Origin of the sequence: Streptomyces coelicoflavus, from assembly GCF_045041415.1 — a bacterium.
In the GTDB taxonomy this organism is placed as follows: Bacteria; Actinomycetota; Actinomycetes; order Streptomycetales; family Streptomycetaceae; genus Streptomyces; species Streptomyces coelicoflavus.
This window is the reverse complement of the sequence record NZ_CP108218.1, coordinates 3,284,343-3,305,682: the sequence shown is the minus strand read 5'-3', so window position 1 is coordinate 3,305,682 and position 21,340 is coordinate 3,284,343. Positions and strand designations below refer to the sequence as shown.

General features: G+C 73.8%; 12 protein-coding genes. 11 read left to right on the top strand and 1 reads right to left on the bottom strand.

Annotated elements, in window-relative coordinates; translation table 11 throughout:
- The first annotated feature begins 60 nt into the window (after nt 1–60).
- Both guaB and OHA99_RS14425 read left to right on the top strand, forming a co-directional pair.
- Nucleotides 61–1,566 (top strand): IMP dehydrogenase, encoded by a 1,506-nt coding sequence (gene guaB, locus OHA99_RS14430; protein WP_366472675.1) that lies wholly within the window; start codon nt 61–63, stop codon nt 1,564–1,566.
- Between the two features lie 124 nt (nt 1,567–1,690).
- Nucleotides 1,691–2,815, top strand: coding sequence for a GuaB3 family IMP dehydrogenase-related protein (locus tag OHA99_RS14425; RefSeq protein ID WP_405696080.1), 1,125 nt, complete (start codon nt 1,691–1,693; stop codon nt 2,813–2,815).
- 632 nt (nt 2,816–3,447) lie between these two features.
- Here the strand turns inward: OHA99_RS14425 and OHA99_RS14420 are convergent.
- Nucleotides 3,448–4,665 (bottom strand): nucleotide sugar dehydrogenase, encoded by a 1,218-nt coding sequence (locus OHA99_RS14420; protein WP_153178350.1) that lies wholly within the window; start codon nt 4,663–4,665, stop codon nt 3,448–3,450.
- A 326-nt stretch (nt 4,666–4,991) separates the two neighbouring features.
- Between OHA99_RS14420 and OHA99_RS14415 the strand changes: the two genes are divergently transcribed.
- The 9 genes from OHA99_RS14415 (at nt 4,992) to OHA99_RS14375 (ending at nt 21,235) form a co-directional block, all read left to right on the top strand.
- A complete protein-coding gene (locus OHA99_RS14415) occupies nt 4,992–6,698 on the top strand; it encodes a glycerol-3-phosphate dehydrogenase/oxidase (protein WP_153178349.1) in 1,707 nt (568 codons plus the stop codon).
- A 114-nt stretch (nt 6,699–6,812) separates the two neighbouring features.
- The gene (locus OHA99_RS14410; RefSeq protein WP_405696078.1) at nt 6,813–8,891 is read left to right on the top strand and encodes a serine/threonine-protein kinase; all 2,079 of its coding nucleotides are present in this window, start codon (nt 6,813–6,815) and stop codon (nt 8,889–8,891) included.
- A 185-nt stretch (nt 8,892–9,076) separates the two neighbouring features.
- Nucleotides 9,077–11,974: a protein kinase gene (locus tag OHA99_RS14405; RefSeq protein ID WP_405696076.1), complete on the top strand. Its 2,898-nt coding sequence runs from the start codon at nt 9,077–9,079 to the stop codon at nt 11,972–11,974.
- A gap of 145 nt (nt 11,975–12,119) precedes the next feature.
- On the top strand, nt 12,120–13,901 hold the full coding sequence (locus OHA99_RS14400) for a serine/threonine-protein kinase (RefSeq protein WP_405698949.1): 1,782 nt from the start codon (nt 12,120–12,122) through the stop codon (nt 13,899–13,901).
- A 94-nt stretch (nt 13,902–13,995) separates the two neighbouring features.
- Nucleotides 13,996–15,078: a serine/threonine-protein kinase gene (locus OHA99_RS14395; protein WP_405696074.1), complete on the top strand. Its 1,083-nt coding sequence runs from the start codon at nt 13,996–13,998 to the stop codon at nt 15,076–15,078.
- A 92-nt stretch (nt 15,079–15,170) separates the two neighbouring features.
- Complete coding sequence (locus tag OHA99_RS14390; RefSeq protein ID WP_405696073.1) at nt 15,171–16,880, top strand: serine/threonine-protein kinase; 1,710 nt, start codon at nt 15,171–15,173, stop codon at nt 16,878–16,880.
- Nucleotides 16,880–17,632: a serine/threonine-protein kinase gene (locus tag OHA99_RS14385; protein ID WP_405696071.1), complete on the top strand. Its 753-nt coding sequence runs from the start codon at nt 16,880–16,882 to the stop codon at nt 17,630–17,632. The genes OHA99_RS14390 and OHA99_RS14385 overlap by 1 nt, the downstream gene beginning before the upstream one ends.
- A 122-nt stretch (nt 17,633–17,754) precedes the next feature.
- Complete coding sequence (locus OHA99_RS14380; protein ID WP_153178343.1) at nt 17,755–19,368, top strand: succinic semialdehyde dehydrogenase; 1,614 nt, start codon at nt 17,755–17,757, stop codon at nt 19,366–19,368.
- Between the two features lie 40 nt (nt 19,369–19,408).
- A complete protein-coding gene (locus tag OHA99_RS14375; RefSeq protein ID WP_405696068.1) occupies nt 19,409–21,235 on the top strand; it encodes a GMC oxidoreductase in 1,827 nt (608 codons plus the stop codon).
- Nucleotides 21,236–21,340 lie beyond the last annotated feature (105 nt).

Here is a 21,340-nt window from a genome sequence, read left to right as displayed (position 1 = left end):
ACGTCCACTTCCCGTTAGCATGGACATCCGCACCGATCAAGGCCATTTGGGGAAGGTGTCATGACTGCCAACGTCGACGGAGTGCCCGAGAAATTCGCGACACTCGGGCTGACCTACGACGACGTGCTGCTGCTGCCGGGCGCCTCCGCGGTGCTTCCGAACGCGGTCGACACCTCGTCCCGCATCTCCCGCAACGTGCGGGTCAACATCCCGCTGCTCTCCGCGGCCATGGACAAGGTGACCGAGTCCCGGATGGCCATCTCCATGGCCCGCCAGGGCGGCGTCGGCGTCCTGCACCGCAACCTGTCCATCGAGGACCAGGCCAACCAGGTCGACCTGGTGAAGCGCTCCGAGTCCGGCATGGTGGCCAACCCCATCACCATCCACCCGGACGCCACCCTCGGCGAGGCCGACGCGTTGTGCGCCAAGTTCCGCATCAGCGGCGTCCCGGTCACCGACGGCGTGGGCAAGCTGCTCGGCATCGTCACCAACCGCGACATGGCCTTCGAGACCGACCGCACCCGGCAGGTGCGCGAGGTCATGACGCCGATGCCGCTGGTCACCGGCCAGGTCGGCATCTCCGGCGTGGACGCCATGGAGCTGCTGCGCCGCCACAAGATCGAGAAGCTGCCGCTGGTCGACGGCGACGGCATCCTCAAGGGCCTGATCACGGTCAAGGACTTCGTCAAGGCCGAGCAGTACCCGCACGCCGCCAAGGACGCCAAGGGCCGCCTGCTCGTCGGCGCCGCCGTCGGCGCCAGCCCCGAGGCCCTCGACCGCGCCCAGGCCCTCGCCGAGGCCGGGGTGGACTTCCTCGTCGTCGACACCTCGCACGGGCACAACAGCAACGCGCTGAGCTGGATGTCGAAGATCAAGTCCAGCGTCGGCATCGACGTCGTCGGCGGCAACGTCGCCACCCGCGACGGCGCCCAGGCCCTGATCGACGCCGGTGTCGACGGCATCAAGGTCGGCGTCGGCCCCGGCTCCATCTGCACCACCCGCGTCGTCGCCGGCATCGGGGTCCCGCAGGTCACCGCGATCTACGAGGCCTCCCTCGCCGCCCGCGCCGCCGGCGTGCCCCTCATCGGCGACGGCGGCCTCCAGTACTCCGGCGACATCGGCAAGGCGCTCGCCGCCGGCGCCGACACCGTGATGCTGGGCAGCCTGCTGGCGGGCTGCGAGGAGTCGCCGGGCGAGCTGCAGTTCATCAACGGCAAGCAGTTCAAGTCCTACCGCGGCATGGGCTCGCTGGGCGCCATGCAGTCCCGCGGCCAGGGCAAGTCGTTCTCGAAGGACCGGTACTTCCAGGCCGAGGTCGCCTCCGACGACAAGCTCGTGCCCGAGGGCATCGAGGGCCAGGTCCCCTACCGGGGTCCGCTCGCCAACGTCCTGCACCAGCTCGTCGGCGGCCTGCGCCAGACCATGGGCTACGTGGGCGCGGCCACCATCGAGGAGATGGAGTCCAAGGGCCGCTTCGTCCGGATCACCTCGGCGGGCCTCAAGGAGAGCCACCCGCACGACATCCAGATGACGGTCGAGGCGCCGAACTACAGCCGCAGCAAGTAAGCACAGCAGGCAGCAGCCTCCCGAGGGCGGCTCCGGAACATCCGGGGCCGCCCTCTGCGGTGCCCCGGCGCGCCCGTCGGGGATACTGGAAGGCGCTGCAACGCATCAGGGAAAGGCCACAGACGTGACTGAGATCGAGATCGGGCGCGGCAAGCGCGGCCGCCGGGCGTACGCCTTCGACGACATCGCCGTCGTCCCCAGCCGCCGTACGCGGGACCCGAAGGAGGTCTCGATCGCCTGGCAGATCGACGCCTACCGCTTCGAGCTGCCGTTCCTGGCCGCTCCCATGGACTCGGTCGTCTCCCCGGCCACCGCCATCCGCATCGGCGAGTTGGGCGGCCTCGGCGTCCTCAACCTGGAAGGGCTCTGGACCCGGCACGAGGACCCGCAGTCGCTGCTCGACGAGGTCGTCGGCCTCGACGCGGAGACCGCGACCCGCCGCCTCCAGGAGATCTACGCGGCTCCCATCAAGGAGGAGCTGATCGGGCAGCGCATCAAGGAGGTGCGCGACTCGGGCGTGGTCACCGCCGCCGCGCTCTCCCCGCAGCGCACCGCCCAGTTCTCCAAGGCCGTCGTGGACGCGGGCGTCGACATCTTCGTCATCCGCGGCACCACCGTCTCCGCGGAGCACGTCTCCGGCTCGCACGAGCCGCTGAACCTGAAGCAGTTCATCTACGAACTCGACGTCCCGGTGATCGTCGGCGGCTGCGCCACCTACACCGCCGCCCTGCACCTGATGCGCACCGGCGCCGCGGGCGTCCTCGTCGGCTTCGGCGGCGGCGCCGCCCACACCACGCGCAACGTGCTCGGCATCCAGGTGCCCATGGCCACCGCGGTCGCCGACGTGGCCGCCGCTCGCCGGGACTACATGGACGAGTCCGGCGGCCGGTACGTCCACGTCATCGCCGACGGCGGCGTCGGCTGGTCCGGCGACCTGCCCAAGGCCATCGCCTGCGGCGCCGACTCGGTGATGATGGGCTCCCCGCTGGCGCGTGCGACCGACGCGCCGGGCAAGGGCCACCACTGGGGCATGGAGGCCGTCAACGAGGAGCTGCCGCGCGGCCAGAAGGTCGACCTCGGCACCGTCGGCACCATCGAGGAGGTCCTCACCGGCCCGTCCCGCACCCCGGACGGCTCGATGAACTTCTTCGGCGCCCTGCGCCGCGCCATGGCCACCACCGGCTACAGCGAGCTGAAGGAGTTCCAGCGCGTCGAGGTCACGGTCGCGGACTCGCAGCACCGGCGGTAGTCGCCACGGCATGTGAAGGGGCCGGTCACCTGGTGGGGTGACCGGCCCCTTTCGCGTGCTCGGGGGCTCTTGAGGGGGTGCGTGACGCGGCGCGGGGGCGTGCGGTGGTGTTCGGGGCGAATACGCGGGGGAGGGCCGTGCCGGATCGGTAATGTCCCTGCTCGGCGACCCAGTTCTCTGGGGCGCCCCCTTCCAAGGAACCGTTCCGGACCCCGCTCCTCGGGGCCCGGCCCGAATTCCAGACGGACCGCCTCACCGGGATATGGGCGGCATCGTGGAAGGGGGCGCGCCATGGGCCGTCACCGCAAGCCCACCCGCTGGGACCGGATCCGTCTGCGGATGGTGAAGTTCCGGAGGAGGTGGATTCTGCGGATCTACGGGAAGTGAGCGGCCACCCCTAAGAGAAGTAGGGGTGGACACTCCGTTCACTTTTCTGGAGCCTGCCTCAGTATCCGGCTGCGGTGGGCTCCACCCTTTGCGGATAGTGAGCGGCCGTCCCTACGAGAACTAGGGGCGGAAACCCGTACCCGGCCGCACATCCCTGCGGCGGGCCCATCCGCTCCCCACCGTACCGGCGCAGCCGTCCTCCCACCACCAACCCCGTGGCACGGTCACCCCCGTGCGCCCCCGTCTCACAACCGGTGCGCCGCCCCCGTCGGTGTGGCGCCCCGCGTGTCCAGGAGGAGTTGGGCCTTGACCGAGAGGCCCTGGAGGTCGTACGTGCGGTGCTGCTGGAGGAGGATCGTGAGGTCGGCGTCGGCGGCGGCCTCGTAGAGGGAGTCGGCGCGGGGGACGGGGCGGTCGGCGACGTTCCAGGACGGGATGTGCGGGTCGTGGTAGCTCACGGCGGCGCCCATGGACATCAGGCGGGTCGCGATCTCCTCGGCCGGGGTGGCCTGCTGGTCGGCGAGGTCGGCCTTGTAGGTGACGCCGAGCAGGAGGATGCGGGCGCCGCGCGCGGACTTGCCGTGCTCGTTGAGCAGGGCGGCGGCGCGCTGGACGACGTAGCGGGGCATCTGGGCGTTGACCTGCTGGGCCAGCTCCACCATGCGCAGGCTGTGCGGGGCCCTGCCGGTCAGGTCCTGGGCGACGGAGTGGCCGCCGACGCCGGGGCCGGGGCGGAAGGCCTGGAAGCCGAAGGGTTTGGTCTCCGCGCAGCGCAGGACGTCCCACAGGTCGACGCCGAGGTCGTCGCAGAGCACGGCCATCTCGTTGACCAGGGCGATGTTCACGTGCCGGAAGTTGGTCTCCAGGAGCTGCACCGTCTCCGCCTCGCGCGGGCCGCGCGCGCGGACCACCTTGTCGGTGAGGCGGCTGTAGAACGCGGCGGCCGACTCGGTGCAGGCGGGGGTGAGGCCGCCGATGACCTTCGGGGTGTTGGCCGGGGTGAAGTCGCGGTTGCCGGGGTCGACGCGGCTGGGGGAGTAGGCGAGGTGGAAGTCCCGGCCGGCGCGCAGCCCGGAGCCCTGCTCCAGGAGCGGGCGCAGGAAGTCCTCCGTCGTGCCGGGCCGTACCGGCGACTCCAGGATGACGGTGGTGTGCGGGCGCATGTGGGCGGCGAGGGTGCGGGCCGCGGCCTCCACCTGGGTGAGGTCCAGACCGCCGTCCGCGCCCGGCGGGGTCGGCGCGCAGATGACGGCGGTGCGGACCCGGCCCAGCTCGGCGGGTCCGGTCGGCCCGGCCGGGGTGCGGAAGCCGGTGGCGAGCATCCGGCGCACCTCGGCGGGGGTGAGCGGGTCGGCCTCGGGGCCGGTGCGGTAGCCGAGGGTGGGGATGCCTGCGGCGACGGCGGCCTGGGCCAGCGGCAGGCCGTACGGGCCGAGTCCGATGACGGCGAGATCTGCGGGCATGGCGTGGGCCGTCCTTCCCAATAGCCGAAGCGGGACAGGTGCGCAAGCCCGGTGGACAGGATGGGCGAGCACAACGTCAGACTAGGAGTAAATATGACCGATTTGCGGGATTGATCTGCGGAGTTTCGGCGAGTGTCGACGGACCGGCCCGGGGCCGTCGGGAAGTTGTCCACAGGCTGGGGTCCGTCGCGCCCCCGACTTGTCCACAGGTTCGGGTCCGCGGCTGCCGAAGTCGGGCAGGAAGGTCAGAATCTGGGCATGGTGGGTACCAGGAACCGGGCTCGCCCGACGGGTGCGGCCGACGCGACCGACAGCGGGAGGCAGCAGTGAGGACAGCGACCCTTGGGCCGGAGCAGCGCGCCGAGTCGCTCGCCGCCATGGCCGAGCGCGAGCTCGACGTCCTGGTGGTGGGCGCGGGCGTGGTCGGTGCCGGCACCGCCCTCGACGCGGTGACGCGCGGCCTGTCCGTCGGCCTCGTCGAGGCCCGGGACTGGGCCTCGGGCACCTCCAGCAGGTCCAGCAAGCTGATCCACGGCGGCCTGCGCTATCTGGAGATGCTCGACTTCGTGCTCGTGCGGGAGGCGCTGAAGGAGCGCGGACTGCTGCTCGAACGGCTGGCGCCGCATCTGGTGAAGCCGGTGCCCTTCCTGTACCCGCTCCAGCACAAGGGGTGGGAGCGGCTGTACGCGGGCTCCGGCGTCGCGCTCTACGACGCCATGTCGATGGCCCGCGGTCACGGGCGTGGCCTGCCGCTGCACCGGCACCTGAGCCGCCGTCACGCCCTGCGCGTGGCGCCCGCGCTGAAGAAGGACGCGCTGGTCGGGGCGTTGCAGTACTACGACGCCCAGATGGACGACGCCCGCTTCGTGGCCACGCTGGTGCGCACCGCGGCGGCGTACGGCGCCAAGGTCGCCAACCGCGCCCGGGTCACCTCCTTCCTGCGCGAGGGCGAACGGGTGGTCGGCGCCCGGGTGCAGGACGTCGAGGCGGGCGGCGAGTACGAGGTCCGCGCCAAGCAGGTGGTGAACGCGACGGGGGTGTGGACCGACGACACCCAGGCGATGGTGGGCGAGCGCGGTCAGTTCCACGTGCGGGCCTCCAAGGGCATCCACCTGGTCGTGCCCAAGGACCGCATCCACTCCAGCACCGGCCTGATCCTGCGCACCGAGAAGTCCGTGCTGTTCGTCATCCCCTGGGGCCGGCACTGGATCATCGGCACCACGGACACCGACTGGGACCTCGACAAGGCCCACCCGGCCGCCTCCAGCGCCGACATCGACTACCTGCTGGAACACGTCAACTCGGTGCTGTCGGTGCCCCTCACGCGCGACGACGTCGAGGGCGTGTACGCCGGGCTGCGCCCGCTGCTGGCCGGCGAGTCGGACGCCACCAGCAAACTGTCGCGCGAACACACCGTCGCCCACCCGGTGCCCGGCCTGGTCGTGGTCGCGGGCGGCAAGTACACGACGTACCGGGTGATGGCCAAGGACGCGGTGGACGAGGCGGTGCACGGGCTCGACCTCCGGGTCGCCGACTGCGTCACCGAGGAGACCCCGCTGCTGGGCGCCGAGGGCTACCACGCACTGTGGAACGCGCGGGCCCGGATCGCCGCGCGCACCGGACTGCACGTCGTACGCGTCGAGCATCTGCTGAACCGTTACGGCGCGTTGACGGAGGAGCTGCTCGAGCTCGTCACCGCCGACCCCTCCCTGGGCGAGCCCCTCACCGGCGCCGACGACTACCTGCGCGCCGAGGTCGTCTACGCCGCCTCGCACGAGGGCGCGCGGCACCTGGACGACGTACTCACCCGGCGCACCCGCATCTCCATCGAGACCTTCGACCGGGGCACGCGCTGTGCCCGCGAGGCCGCCGAGCTGATGGCGCCGGTGCTCGGCTGGGACGAGGGCCAGGTCGAACGGGAGGTCCAGCACTACGAGAAGCGGGTAGAGGCCGAGCGGGAGTCGCAGCGCCAGCCGGACGACCTGACGGCCGACGCGGCCAGGCTGGGGGCGCCGGACATCGCGGCGCGGTAGGACACCCCCCCCGAGGAGAGCGGGGAGGGAACCCTGCGGGCCCCCTGGGCGTAGAGCACTTGTCGGGTGAGGGACAATGAAGGCTCTGTCAGGGCGGGTTGCATGAGGGGACGCATGTCGGAGGCGGAGCGGGCGGGGACATCCCGTACGGACAAGAGCGCACGTCTCCTCGCCGGGCGGTACCGGCTGGGAGACGTGCTCGGCCGCGGCGGCATGGGGACGGTGTGGCGGGCGGAGGACGAGACCCTCGGACGCACGGTCGCCGTCAAGGAGCTGCGGTTCCCGGGGAACATCGACGAGGAGGAGAAGCGGCGCCTGATCACGCGCACGCTGCGCGAGGCGAAGGCGATCGCGCGGATCCGCAACAACAGCGCCGTCACGGTCTACGACGTGGTCGAGGAGGACGACCGGCCGTGGATCGTGATGGAACTCGTCGAGGGCAAGTCGCTCGCCGAGGCCATCCGTGAGGACGGTCTGCTGGAGCCGAAGCGCGCCGCCGAGGTCGGCCTGGCCGTCCTGGACGTGCTGCGCTCCGCGCACCGCGAGGGCATCCTGCACCGCGACGTGAAGCCGTCGAACGTCCTGATCGCCGAGGACGGCCGGGTCGTGCTCACCGACTTCGGCATCGCCCAGGTCGAGGGCGACCCCTCCATCACCTCCACCGGCATGCTCGTCGGCGCCCCCTCCTACATCTCCCCCGAGCGTGCCCGCGGCCACAAGCCCGGCCCGGCCGCCGACCTCTGGTCGCTGGGCGGGCTGCTGTACGCCGCCGTCGAGGGCACCCCGCCCTACGACCGGGGCTCGGCGATCGCGACGCTCACCGCGGTGATGACGGAGAACCTGGAGGAGCCGAAGAACGCCGGCCCGCTGCGGGACGTCATCTACGGGCTGCTCACCAAGGACCCCGACCAGCGGCTCGACGACGCGGGCGCCCGCGCGATGCTCAACAGGGTCGTGCACGCCCCGGAGCAGGCCGCCGGGGCCGAGCCGGTGGACGCCACCAAGGTCGTGCCGCTGCCCCCGCAGCCGGACGGGCGCGGGCGGCGCGGCGGTGCCGCGGGCACGGGTGCCAAGCGGGCCGAGGAGGCCGGGGAGAAGCTTCGCGGAGCGCTGCGTTCCGTGCGCAAGGCCGCCGTCGGGGCCGGCGCGGCCGGTGCCGCGGCCTCCTCGCGGACCAAGCCGGGCGACGGCGTCGGGACTCCGGCGGGTGCCGCGGGCCGCACGGCTTCCGCGGGTGCGGCGGGCACGCCCGCTGCCCCGCCGGCGCCGCGGACGGGCCCCGGTGCCGGTACGCGCGCCGGTGCTGCCGGCGGGGCGGCCGGCTCGGGTGCCGGCGCGCCGAATGCCGCCGGGGGCGCGAAGAGTTCCGGCTGGCCGGTCGTACCGCCGCCGGACCTGCCGGCCCGGTCGGTGCCACGGGCGCCGCTCACCGACGTGGTGCCGCGCCGGACGCTGATCGTCATCGCGGTGGTCGTGGCGCTGGCCGTGCTCGGCACCGTGCTGGCCCTCACCCTCGGCGGGGGCGACGACGACAAGGGCGCCGCGGGCGGCGACGGCGGCAAGGCCGTCGCCTCCGCCGGCGCGAGCGGCGACACCAAGCAGGACGAGGAGAGCGGCACCGGCACCGACGGCTCCGCCTCCGACCCGGCGGCGAACGGGGACGCGAACGGCGCCCCGGACAACGGAACGAACCCGTCCGGCGAGGCCGGCGACAAGGGCGGCAGCGAGTCGGACGACGCCGGGAAGTCCGACGACGACGAGGACGTGGCCGCCACCCACGAGGGCGGCCAGGGCTACCGCATCGGACTGCCCGAGGGCTGGAAGTTCGCCTCCAAGGGCTCCGCCGGCGACCGGTTCACCGGGCCCCGCGGGCAGAAGCTGCTGGTCGCCTGGACCTCCACGCCCAAGGGCGACCCGGTCGCGGACTGGAGGAACCAGGAGCAGTACATGGTCCGCTCGAACTACAAGAAGATCCGCATAGAGAAGGTGGGCTACCGGGGCTGGAACGCGGCCGACTGGGAGTTCACCTACACCGACGGCGGCACCAAGTACCGCACCGTGGACCGGGGGTTCGTCGTCAACGACCACCAGGGCTACGCGCTCATGTACACCGCGAAGGCCGCCGACTGGGGCGACGATCTGCGCCGGGACACCTGGCGGACGCTGTCGAAGACCTTCGAACCGAAGCCCTGAGCGGACGGGCCCGGCCTCCCGGGCACCGGTCCGCCGGTCCGGGCCCGGGTTTGAGCCGCCCGAGATCTGGCATCAGCTCATTGCGGGTTGCCTCCGGCACGTATCGTGAGTGCTTGCGGACCGTACGCAGCCGGAACGGCCCGCCGGACGAACGGAATTGACCGACGGCTGCCGGGGGTGGCGACGTGGACGACTACGCGGGACGGGTGCTCGCCGACCGCTACCGCCTGCCGCTGCCGCCGTCCGACGAGTACGAACTCACCGAGAGCCGGGCCTTCGACACCTACAGCGGCCAGGAGGTCCTGGTCCGCCAGGTGCCGTTGCCGGAGGTCGTCGAGGCCGAGGTGCTCGACGCGGACGGCCTGCCCGACGGCTTCACGGCCAGGGACGGCGGCGCGCGGCGCCCCGGCAGGCGGACACCGGCCGCCGGTGGTGGTCCCAGACGGCCGGCCGACCCCGTGGTCCGGCGCGCCGTGGAGGCCGCCCAGGCCGCTGCGGCGGTGCCCGACCATCCGCGTCTGGACCAGGTCTTCGACGTCTTCGCCGAGGGCGGTTCACTGTGGATCGTCAGCGAGCTGGTGGCCGCGAGGCCGCTGGCCGCGCTGCTCGCCGAACAGAGCCTGACGCCGTACCGGGCGGCCGAGGTGGCCTCCGACGTCCTGCTGGCGCTGCGGGTGCTGCACACGTACGGCTGGGTGCACCGCAACATCACCGCGCGCACCGTCCTCGTCTGCGACGACGGGCGGGTCATGCTGACCGGTCTGGCCGTGGGGGCGGCGGAGGAGGCGCTGTGCGGGTACGACCCGGTGCCCCCGGACGAGGAGCCGGGCCCCGCGGTCGACCCGAACGGCACCTTCGGCCCCGGCGGCGGCGTCACGCGGGCCGCGGTCTTCGGACCGGGCGACGCCGACCCCGACGCCGCCCGGCGGGCCGCCATCGAGGCACGGGGCGTCGGCGGGCTCCCGGCGCCCGGGGCTCCCGGGCCGGGCGGATCCCCCGCCGGGCTCGCGCCCGCGGCGCTCGAGGCCGGCGGGGACGCCCGTGCCGCTCGCGCGGGCGCGATCGCCGCCTACCGTGCGGGGGCCAGGGCCGCGGCGCGCGTCCAGGAGGCCCAGAACGGCCGCGCCGCCCTGCCGGGCGCCCGCCCTGCCCCGGACACCACCACGTGGACCACCGGTCCCGGGTCCGGCGGTGCGCACGACGGTGACGACGGCCGTTCTCCGCGGGGCGTCGAAGCCGGTGGGGTGGGGTCCGCCCACGGCGCCGGTCCGGGGCCGGCTCCGTATCCCGCCGATCGCGGTGCCGCGCCCGGTGCCGGGGGCGACGCGGCGAGCGGGCAGCCGGGCCTCACCGGTCCCGGTCGGGAAGCGCACGCCGCCGGGACCGAGGCCGTGTCCGGGGGCCCAGGGCGCGACGGCGGCCCCGACGACACCGCGTCCTCCGGTGCGCCGGTCCCGCCCGGGCAGATCGCCGACCCCTACGGCGTACGCACCACCTCCTGGGACGCTGCCGCCCCCCGTACCCTCGACGACCAGGCGTCCCCCGCCGCGCGTCGCACGGGCGACCCGGCCTTTCCCGCCCCCCGTCCCACCGGTGAACCGGCGGCCGGGACGGCGCTGCCCGCCGCGCGCCAGGAGGGCACGCCGGGGTCCGCCGCCGCGTGGGGCGACAGCGCCGCCGGGACCGCCGCGCGGCCGCGGGAGGCCACGCCAGGTCCTGACGCCACGCCGCACGGGGCCGTCTCCGGGGCGACCGTCCCGCCTGGGGACGGCGGGTCCGCGTCCGCCGCCCGCTGGGACGACCCGGTCGCCCGGACCCCCGCGCCGCGCGGTCCGGCCACCGCGCTCGCCGCCGAGCGGGCCCGGCAGACGCGGATGGCCGTGGTCGGCCCCGTGACCGAGCGCTGGGCGCCGGAACAGGCCGGGCCCGTGCACGAGAACTGGCAGCTGGCCGCGCCCATCGGCCCCGCCACCGACCTGTGGGCCCTGGGCGCCCTGCTCTTCCGCGCCGTACAGGGCCACGCGCCCTACCCGGAGGAGTCGACCGCCGAGCTGGTGCAGATTGTGTGCGCGGAGCCGCCGGCGTTCGCCGAGGAGTGCGGGCCGCTGCGGCCGGTCGTGGAGTCGCTGCTGCGTCAGGATCCCACCGAGCGCATCGAGTTCGAGGAACTGAGCGGCTGGCTGCGCTCCCTCGTACGGTCCGCGCCCGAGCCCGAGGCCGGTCTGCACGTCATCTCCGCGCCGCCGCCCGTCGAGACCGGCCGGCTGCCCATCGTCCGCCGCCGCGGCGAGCTGGTGCGCAGGCGGCGCGCCGCCCTGCCCGCGCACCACGGACGGCACAAGCGCGGCAGGCAGGAGACCGGCCGCTCCCCCCGCAGCCTCGGCCGCACCTTGCTCCTGCTGATACTGCTGGCGCTGGCCGGCGCGGTCGCCTACGCCATGTTCTTCATGCCCAAGAGCGACACGAGCGGCAGCCAGGGCGCCGACCGGACCGGCGCCGCCGGCGAGGCGAGCCAAGCGCCGCCCGAGCAGTCTCCGGAGGCCGGTGACGAGCCCCGACCGGACCGGACGTCGCCGAAGCCCGACCCCGAGGCCTCGCGGACGGCGGGCGGCACCGAGACGCAGTCCAACGTCGCCGAGGGGTTCACCCTGCGCAAGGACCCGGAGGGCTTCCGCGTCGCGGTGGCCGAGGGCTGGAACCGCACCCCCCGCAACGGCAGCGGCCAGGTCGTCTACGGCAAGGGCGACTTCGAGCTCCTCGTCGTGCCCGGCCGGGACCGCGCCTCCGAGTTCGGCGACGACCCGATGGCCTACCAGCGCGACAGCGAGCCCGAGTTGGCGTCGTACCGTGCCTCCAGCTGGGCCACCTCCAGCGGCCTGAAGACCATCGAGGTCGGCGGACGGAGCATGGCGGAGGGGCAGTTCACCTGGAGCGGCGCGGGCGGCGAGCTGTACGTGCGCAATGTCGCCATGCTGATCGACGGGCGTTACCACGTGGTGCAGGTCCGCGGTCCGGAGGCGGAGCGTGACGAGGTGAGCCGGCTGTTCGAACAGGCTTCGGCCACCTACCAGTACACGCGCTGACGGCAGTTCGGCCCGATGGTTGCCTCCCGTCACGGAAAGCGACAACCGTCACAGAGCTGTTTCCATGCCACCCCACCCGTTCCCCGGGCGGGGGCCGGTCCCTAGTCTGACCCTGACAAGACCATTGCGGGGCAACGTGAATCAGATGCAGGGCCGGCTCGTCGCGGGACGCTACCGGCTCGGGGAAGCCATCGGCAGCGGCGGCATGGGCCGGGTGTGGCGCGCACACGACGAGGTGCTGCACCGGACCGTCGCCATCAAGGAGTTGACCGCCGCGCTCTACGTCTCGGAGAGCGACCAGGCCATCCTCCTGGCGCGCACCCGGGGCGAGGCGCGCGCGGCGGCACGGATCAACCACTCGGCCGTCGTCACCGTGCACGACGTGCTCGAGCACGACGGCCGGCCGTGGATCGTGATGGAGCTGGTCGAGGGCCGCTCACTGGCCGACGCCGTCAAGGAGGAGCGGGTCGACCCGCGCGAGGCCGCCCGGATCGGCCTGTGGGTGCTGCGGGCCCTGTGCGCCGCGCACACCGCCGGGGTCCTGCACCGCGACGTCAAGCCGGGCAACGTGCTGCTCGCCGACGACGGACGCGTCCTGCTCACCGACTTCGGCATCGCGCAGATCGAGGGCGACTCCACCATCACCCGGACCGGCGAGGTCGTGGGTTCCGTCGACTACCTCGCGCCCGAGCGGGTCCGCGGCCACGATCCCGGCCCCTCGTCCGACCTGTGGGCGCTCGGCGCGACGCTGTACACGGCGGTGGAGGGCAGGTCGCCGTTCCGCCGCACCTCACCGCTGACCACCATGCAGGCGGTCGTGGAGGAGGAGGCCACCGAGCCCCGCTACGCCGGTGCGCTCGCGCCCGTCATCAGCGCCCTGCTGCGCAAGGATCCGGCCGAACGGCCCGACCCGACCGAGGCCGAGCACCTGCTCGCCCAGGCGGCCGAGGGCCGGCGCCCCGACGCGGCCCAGGCGTACGTGCCGACCACCCGGTACCCGGGGCCGGGGTCGGGCGACACGCACCACCGGGGGACGCCCGGGACAGCGGCGACGCCGGGGGCGCAAGCGGCCCCGGGACCGATGGGCGGGACCACCGCCACGCCGTACCCGCCGACGACCGGCCCCACCGCGACTGGCCCCACCACGGTCGGCCCCGCGTCGGCGGGTTACACGGCGCCGGGTTACGCGACGGCCGGAACCGCGGGCGGGACGACGGCCGGTACGGCGGGCGGCATCGCTCCGGCGGCCGTCCCCCGAAGCTCCCGGCGGGTCCGCATGCGCACCCTCGCCCTGGTCGTCGCCGTCGCCGCGCTGATCGGTGCGGGCACCGCCGTGGTGCTGCAACAGCGGGACGAGGGCGGCTCGTCGGCCGACTCCGGCCCCACCCACGCGCCGTCCGGCTCCGCGTCCCCCTCCGCCACGACCGGCAAGGAGCCCGGCGGCTCCGTCCCGGCCGGCTGGGTGCGGCGCGACGACCCGCTGGGTTTCAGCCTCTACCTGCCCGAGAACTGGCAGCGGAAGGACTTCGACGGCGACAGCGGCGAACTCCGCCAGATCGACTACACCCCCGACGGTGGCGAACACGTCCTGCGCATATCCGTCGACACCGCTCCCGACTACAACGATCCGTACGCACACCAGCAGGACCTGGACGCACAGCTCGACGGGCGGCTGGTCGGCTACCGGCGCGTCGCCCTGGAACGCGTCGGTTACCGCGACCGCGACAGCGCCCGGTGGGAGTACACCTGGACCGCGCTGGCCAAGGACACCGAGTTCCCCGGCCCGCGCCGCGCCGTGTCGCAGACGTACATGTCCCGCGACGGCGTCGAGTACGCCCTCAACATGACGGGACCGGCGAGCGACTGGGCGGTCACGCAACGACGGTTCGCGGCGGTGCTTCAGGGCTGGCAGGAGAAGACCGGCTGAACCGCGCCGTGACCGTGACGGCGCCGCCCGGACCCGTCGGTTGTCGGCCACCCGTGTGACAGCGGCCCGGAGCCGGTGCGTCCGGTGGGGCATGATGGGACGCATGGTGACCGAGGGGGCGGGCGGGCGTGTCATCGCGGGCCGTTACCGGCTCCACGAGCGGCTCGGCAGCGGCGGCATGGGCATCGTGTGGCGGGCCACCGACCAACTGCTCGCCCGCGAAGTGGCCGTGAAGGCGCTCCCCCTCGACGAGACCCTCTCCGCGGCCGAGGCCCGGCGGCGCCGCGAACGCACCCTGCGCGAGGCCCGCGCGGTCGCGCAGTTGCGGCATCCGCACGTCATCGTCGTGCACGACGTGGTCGAGGACGACGAACGCGCGTACATGGTCATGGAACTGGTCGACGGCGGCTCGCTCGCCGACCGCGTCCTCGGCGGCGGCCCCGTCGACGCCGCAGAGGCCGCCCGCATCGGCATCGCCCTGCTCGACGCCCTGGGCACCGCCCACGCCTCCGGGATCCTGCACCGGGACGTGAAACCGTCGAACGTGCTGCTCGCCGAGGACGGCCGGGTCGTCCTCACCGACTTCGGCGTGGCCCAGGTCGCGGGCTCCACCACGCTCACCGAGAACGGCTCCTTCGTCGGCTCCCCCGAGTACACGGCCCCGGAGCGGATGTCCGGGGCCGGGACCGGTCCGGAGTCCGACCTGTGGTCGCTGGGCGTGCTGCTGTGCGCGGTCCTCAGCGGCGCGTCCCCCTTCCACCGCGACTCCCTGGGCGGTGTGCTGCACGCCGTGGTCACCGACGAGATCCGCCCGCCCGCGCAGGCCGCACCCCTCCTTCCGGTCGTACGGGGCCTGCTGGAGCGCGATCCGCGACGGCGGCTGGACGCGGCGTCGGCGCAGCGGATGCTGCGGGCCTTCCTCAGCACGGGCCGTACGCCCGCGACACCGGAGGCGGCCGCGACCGGCGGGCCGCCGCACCCGCGACGGAGCGTGAAGCGCGGCGTGCTCATGGCGGTGCTGCTGGTCGTCGCCGCGGCGGGCGCGGGCGCCACGGCGGCCGCGCTGTTCGCCGACGGCGGCGACGACGGGGGCGGTACGCCGGCGAGTTCGGTGCCCGCGACGCCCACGACGGAACCGGAGCCGACTCCGACGCCGACTCCGTCTTCCGGTGGCTAAACGGGATATAAGCGGCAACACGCGTCACGGGTCTGTGACCGCTGGGCACCCGCGGTGGAAAGGCCTGCGTCCGGCGCGGTATGGATGGACCCATGAGCAGTGACGGGGGGCCCCGCAGCGGGGCGGACGAGCCGACGACTTTTGAGCTGCAACCGCCGAACCGGGCCGCCGCGGTGCCGCATCCGGGCAATCCGTACGCGGCACCGACCCAGGTCGTACCGTCGCCGTCGCAAGCGCCCTCGCAAGCGCCCTCGCCGACCCCGCCGGCTCCCTCGGCCGCCGCGCCGGACCCGGGGGCCGGGCGGCTCGTCGCCGGGCGCTACCGGCTGACCGCCAGGCTCGGGCACGGCGGCATGGGCACCGTGTGGCGCGCGCAGGACGAGACCGTGGGCCGCGAGGTCGCCGTCAAGGAGCCCCGCGTCCCCGACCACCTTCCCGAACGTGAACGGGACAACGCCTTCGAGCGGATGCGCCGCGAGGCGCGCGCCGCGGCCCGGCTCGACCACCCCGCGGTGGTCGGCGTGCACGACGTGGCGGTCGTGGACGGGCAGCCGTGGATCGTGATGGAGCTGGTGCGCGGGCGCTCCCTGGGCGACGTCCTCCAGGAGGGCACCCTGGGTGCGCGCGAGGCGGCCCGGATCGGTCTGGAGGTGCTCGGCGCACTGGAGGCCGCGCACGCCGCCGGCGTCCTGCACCGGGACGTGAAGCCGGACAACGTCCTGCTCGGCCGGCACGACCGGGTCGTGCTCACCGACTTCGGCATCGCCCAGATCGAGGGCGAGACCAGCCTGACCGACACCGGCGGCTTCGTCGGCTCGCCCGAGTACATCGCCCCGGAACGGGTGCTGGGCCGGCGCCCCGGACCGGCGAGCGACCTGTGGTCCCTGGGCGTGGTGCTGTACGCGGCGACGGAGGGCGTCTCGCCGTTCCGGCGCAGCAACACCCCCGCCACGCTCCAGTCGGTGCTCAACGCCACGCCCGCGCCGCCCGCCTCCGCGCAGGGCCCGCTCGCCGAGGTGATCACCGGCCTGCTGGACAAGGACCCGGAGCGCCGTCCGGACGCCACCCGGGTCCGCGCCCTGCTGGACGCCGTCGCCAACCCGCCCGCGCCGCCGCCCACCCAGGCGGTCCGGCTCGACGCGCCGGCGGGACCGGGCACGGCGCCCCCGTCCCGCTGGAGCGTCCGGCTCGGCCGCAACGCGTGGATCACCCTCGGCGCGGTGGCCGTCGCGGCGGCGGTGGCGTCGTACCTCGTGGTCGCCGACCCCTTCGCGGGCACCCTGCCGGAGGGCTGGAAGCAGCACGACCTGGGCGACAAGGTGGGCATGAGCGTCGGTGTGCCCGCCGAGTTCGTGAAGGGGAAGCACCCGGAGGACTGGGACGGCACCAACGAGACGTTCGCCGACCCGAGCGGGGCCGTCACCGTCGTCGTGGACCGGGACATCAAGGCCGACGACAAGGACGACAAGATCCCGGACACCGCCGGCGCCAACGCCTGGGCGGACTGGGAGATGCTCAAGGACGGCGAGTACTCCTGGGACTTCGCCGCCGACCCCGCGCCCGAGGGCGAGCCGAGCGAGGCCGAGTACAAGGGCGAGAAGGCCGCCGAGAACACCATCCGGTACACGACCGCGGACACGCAGAACCCCCGCGCCCGCGAGTTCCACATCCTGTACTACCGGGCCGGCAACGGTGACATGTACAAGGTGTCGGTCGACTACCCCCGCGAGGGCTACTTCGCCGACGAGGGACGGGAGATCGCCCGGACGGTGATCGCCAACTGGGAGGTCGACACGCTCTGATGACGGACCGGGGACGGCTGGTCGGTGAGCGCTACCGGCTGCTGCGGCGCGTCGGCTCCGGCGCGGCGGGCACCGTCTGGCGCGGTCTCGACGAGGCCGCCGGGCGGGACGTCGCCGTCAGGCGGCCGCGGCTGCCCGGCGACCCGGGCGACGAGGCGTACCGCCGGGCCGCCCACCGCCTCCACCACGAGGCCCGGGCCGCCGCCCGCGTCGACCACCCCGCCGCCGTCCGCATCCACGACGTGGTCGTCGAGGAGGCCGGGCCCGACGGACTGCCCTGGATCGTCATGGAGTGGGTCCCCGGCGAGTCCCTCCACGAGGCGCTCCTGCGTGGTCCGCTCCGGCCCCCCGAGGCGGCCCGCGTCGGCCTCGCCGTCCTGGGCGCCCTGCGCGCCGCGCACGCCGTCGGCATCGTGCACCGCGCGGTCGGACCCGCCAACGTGCTGCTCGGCCCGCACGGCCGCGTCGCCCTCACCGGCTTCGGCACCGCCCGTCCGCCCGGCGAGGAAGCCCTCCGGGGCGGCGGCCCCGCGGCCGACCTGCGGTCCCTGGGCGCCCTGCTGCACACCGCCGTGGCGGGCGACGGGCCGGCGGACGGACCGCTGGGGGCGCTGGCCGACCGGCTGCGGTCGCCGGACGCCGGGGTGCGGCCGGAGGCGGAGGAGGCCGCCCGGCTCCTGGAGGCGGTGATCTCCGTCGCGCCGCCCACCCCGGAGCGAAGAGGAGCGATCAGGTCCAGCCCTTCGACGTAACCCCCTGATCAGCGGGTTTGTTGCCAGCGATCACTGGCGGTGTGTGAGTACTCGGTGAATCACGGTGAATCACCGTTACCGACGGGTACACAAAGTGCGTCCGGCGTCATACCCTGCGGCTCATGACGGACGCGCAGGCCCCGGAACTCACCGGCACGAACCCCCTCGCCCCCACCCCGGAGGGCGCCCGCACGGCTGCCGACGTGGTCACGCCCGAGCTGGTCGCCCAGCTCACCAAGGGCGTGGCCGGGTCCGGCCGCACCGCCAACCACACCCCGTTCACCGGCGAGAAGCTGGCCGACCTGCCCGAGTCCACGCCCGAGGACGTGGCCGGCGCCTTCGCACGGGCCCGCGCCGCCCAGGCCGTGTGGGCGCGGGTGCCGGTGCGGCAGCGTGCCGCGGTCCTGCTGCGCTTCCACGACCTGGTCCTCGCGCGCCAGGCCGAGGTCCTCGACCTCATCCAGCTGGAGACCGGCAAGGCCCGCCTGCACGCCCACGAGGAGGTCCAGGCCGTCGCCGTCGCCGCCCGGCACTACGGCCGCAAGGCCCCGGCGTACCTGCGCCCCAAGCGGCACACCGGCGCCGTACCGACCCTCACCAAGGTGACGGAGCTGCGCCACCCGCGCGGCGTCGTCGGCCAGATCGCCCCCTGGAACTACCCCCTGGAGCTGTCCGTCGGCGACGCGCTCCCCGCCTTCGCCGCGGGCAACGCCGTCGTGATGAAGCCCGACACCGAGACCTGCCTGACCGCGCTGTGGGCCCGCGACCTGCTGATCGAGGCCGGTCTGCCCGGCGAGGTCTTCCAGGTCGTCCTCGGCGAAGGACCCGTCGTCGGCCCGGAGGTCGTCAAGCACGCCGACTACGTCTCCTTCACCGGCTCCACCCGCACCGGCCGCGAGGTCGCCCAGGGCGCCGCCGCCCGCCTGGTCGGCGTCTCCCTCGAACTCGGCGGCAAGAACGCCATGCTGGTCCTGGAGGACGCCGACATCGAGAAGGCCGCGGCGGGCGCCGTCCGCGCCTGCTTCTCCTCGGCCGGCCAGCTGTGCATCTCCATCGAGCGGCTCTACGTCCACGAGTCCGTCGCCGACGCCTTCCTGGACCGCTTCGCCGCCCGCACCAGGGCGATGCGGCTCGGCACCTCCCTCTCCTACGGCGCCGACATGGGCTCGCTGGTGGGGGAGCGGCAGCTGGAAACCGTCACGCGGCACGTCGCGGACGCCGTGGAACGGGGCGCCAGGCTCGTCGCCGGCGGCGTCGCCCGCCCGGACATCGGCCCGTACTTCTACGAGCCGACCATCCTCGACGGCGTCGCCGCCCCCATGACCGTGTGCACCGAGGAGACCTTCGGCCCGGTCGTCTCCGTCTACCGCTTCACGACCGAGGACGAGGCCGTCGAGCACGCCAACTCCACGCCGTACGGCCTGAACTCCTCGGTGTGGACGAAGAACGCCCGGCGCGGCCACGAGGTCGCCGCGCGGATGCGCACCGGCACCGTCAACATCAACGAGGGGTACGCGCCCGCCTACGGCAGCGCCCAGTCCCCGATGGGCGGCATGAAGGACTCCGGCCTCGGCCGCCGGCACGGCTCCGAGGGCATCCTCAAGTACACCGAGGCCCAGACGGTCGCCCACCAGCGCCTGCTGCCGATGGCGCCGTCGCTCGGCATGGACGACGAGAAGTACGCGGCGTTCATGAGCCGCAGCCTGCGCCTGATGAAGGCATTCCGTTTCCGCTGACCCACCCCGACCACCCACCCGTTCTCAACGAGGAGAGCACGTGTCGCAGGAGAACTCTGTCCAGACCCGGGACGAGAACGGGTACGACTACGACGTCCTCGTCGTGGGATCCGGCTTCGGCGGCTCCGTCTCCGCCCTCCGCCTCACCGAGAAGGGATACCGCGTCGGCGTCCTGGAGGCCGGCCGCCGCTTCACCCGCGAGTCGCTGCCCAAGAACTCCTGGGACCTGAAGAACTACCTCTGGGCGCCCAGGCTCGGCATGTTCGGCATCCAGCGCATCCACCTGCTCGGGAATGTCATGGTCCTGGCGGGTGCCGGCGTCGGCGGCGGCTCCCTCAACTACGCCAACACCCTCTACGTGCCGCCGAAGCCCTTCTTCGACGACCCCCAGTGGCGTGGCATCACCGACTGGCACGAGGAGCTGACGCCGTACTACGACCAGGCCCGGCGCATGCTCGGCGTCCGCCTGAACCCGACGATGACCCCCTCCGACGTGCACCTGAAGGCCGCCGCCGAGAAGATGGGCTGCGGCGACACCTTCCACATGGCCCCGGTCGGCGTCTTCTTCGGGGACGGCGAGGACGCCGACGGCAGGGCGAAGGCCGGGCCCGGTGAGCAGGTGCCCGACCCGTACTTCGGCGGTGCGGGCCCCGACCGCAAGGCCTGCAACGAGTGCGGCGAGTGCATGACCGGCTGCCGGCACGGCGCGAAGAACACCCTCAACGAGAACTACCTGTACCTCGCCGAGAAGGCGGGCGCCGTCGTGCACCCGATGACGACGGTCGTCTCCGTCACGGACGACTCGCGGGGCGGATTCGCCGTCGCCACGCTCCCCACCGACCGGAAGAAGCGCGGGAAGAGGGACGCGGGCCGCACCTTCACCGCCCGCCGGGTCGTCATGGCCGCCGGCACCTACGGCACCCAGACCCTGCTGCACCGCATGAAGGCGGGCGGCCAGCTCCCCTACCTGTCCGACAAGCTCGGTGACCTGACCCGCACCAACTCCGAGGCGCTGGTGGGCGCCCAGACCGACGACCGGCGCTACCGCCGGGCCACCGGCGAGGCACGGGCCGACTTCACGCGCGGCGTCGCCATCACGTCCTCGGTCCACCCGGACGCCAACACCCACATCGAACCGGTGCGTTACGGCAAGGGCTCCAACTCGATGGGCGGCCTGTCCATCCTCCAGGTCCCCTACGTCGGGCAGACCGCATCCGGGGCCTCGCGCGTCCTGGGCTTCCTCGGCCACGCGGCCAAGCACCCGCTGCTGGTCCTGCGTTCGCTGTCCAACCGCAAGTGGTCCGAGCGGACCATCATCGGCCTGGTCATGCAGTCCCTGGACAACTCCCTGACCACGCACCTGAAGCCCACGGGCGTCGGCAAGGGCCTGCTCACCGCCCGCCAGGGCCACGGCTCGCCCAACCCCAAGCAGATCAAGGCCGCCACCGAGGGCGCCTCCGCACTCGCCGCCGAGATCAACGGCTTCGCCGGCTCCAACGTCGGCGAACTGATGGGCACCCCGCTCACCGCCCACTTCCTCGGCGGCTGCCCCATCGGCGCGTCCCGCGAGACCGGCGTCATCGACCCGTACCACCGGCTCTACGGCCACCCCGGCATCTCGGTCGTCGACGGCGCCGCCGTCTCGGCCAACCTCGGCGTCAACCCGTCCCTGACCATAACTGCGCAGGCCGAGCGGGCGATGTCGTACTGGCCGAACAAGGGCGAGAGCGACCCGCGCCCCGCGCAGGGCGCCGCGTACGCACGTCTCGCGGCCGTCGAGCCGCACGCCCCGGCCGTCCCGGAGAAGGCGTTCGGCGCGCTGCGGCTGCCGCTCCTCGACGTGCCCGCCGTGCCGCCGAAGAAGTAGCGGCGCCCCGGCGGCTTCCGGAGAAACAAAAAGGTGAGTGGGACCCGCACCCCCCTCCGAGCGCGGGTTCCACTCACCCAGCCTGTGTCACACCGCCGCAGCGGG

What these genes read in the sequence shown, in the direction of transcription:
- OHA99_RS14395 (WP_405696074.1), top strand. Translation starts at nt 13,996, where the DNA reads ATGGGACGCATGGTGACCGAGGGGGCGGGCGGGCGTGTCATCGCGGGC.
- OHA99_RS14410 (WP_405696078.1), top strand. Translation starts at nt 6,813, where the DNA reads ATGTCGGAGGCGGAGCGGGCGGGGACATCCCGTACGGACAAGAGCGCA.
- guaB (WP_366472675.1), top strand. Translation starts at nt 61, where the DNA reads ATGACTGCCAACGTCGACGGAGTGCCCGAGAAATTCGCGACACTCGGG.
- OHA99_RS14400 (WP_405698949.1), top strand. Translation starts at nt 12,120, where the DNA reads ATGCAGGGCCGGCTCGTCGCGGGACGCTACCGGCTCGGGGAAGCCATC.
- OHA99_RS14390 (WP_405696073.1), top strand. Translation starts at nt 15,171, where the DNA reads ATGAGCAGTGACGGGGGGCCCCGCAGCGGGGCGGACGAGCCGACGACT.
- OHA99_RS14385 (WP_405696071.1), top strand. Translation starts at nt 16,880, where the DNA reads ATGACGGACCGGGGACGGCTGGTCGGTGAGCGCTACCGGCTGCTGCGG.
- OHA99_RS14420 (WP_153178350.1), bottom strand. Translation starts at nt 4,665, where the DNA reads ATGCCCGCAGATCTCGCCGTCATCGGACTCGGCCCGTACGGCCTGCCG.
- OHA99_RS14380 (WP_153178343.1), top strand. Translation starts at nt 17,755, where the DNA reads ATGACGGACGCGCAGGCCCCGGAACTCACCGGCACGAACCCCCTCGCC.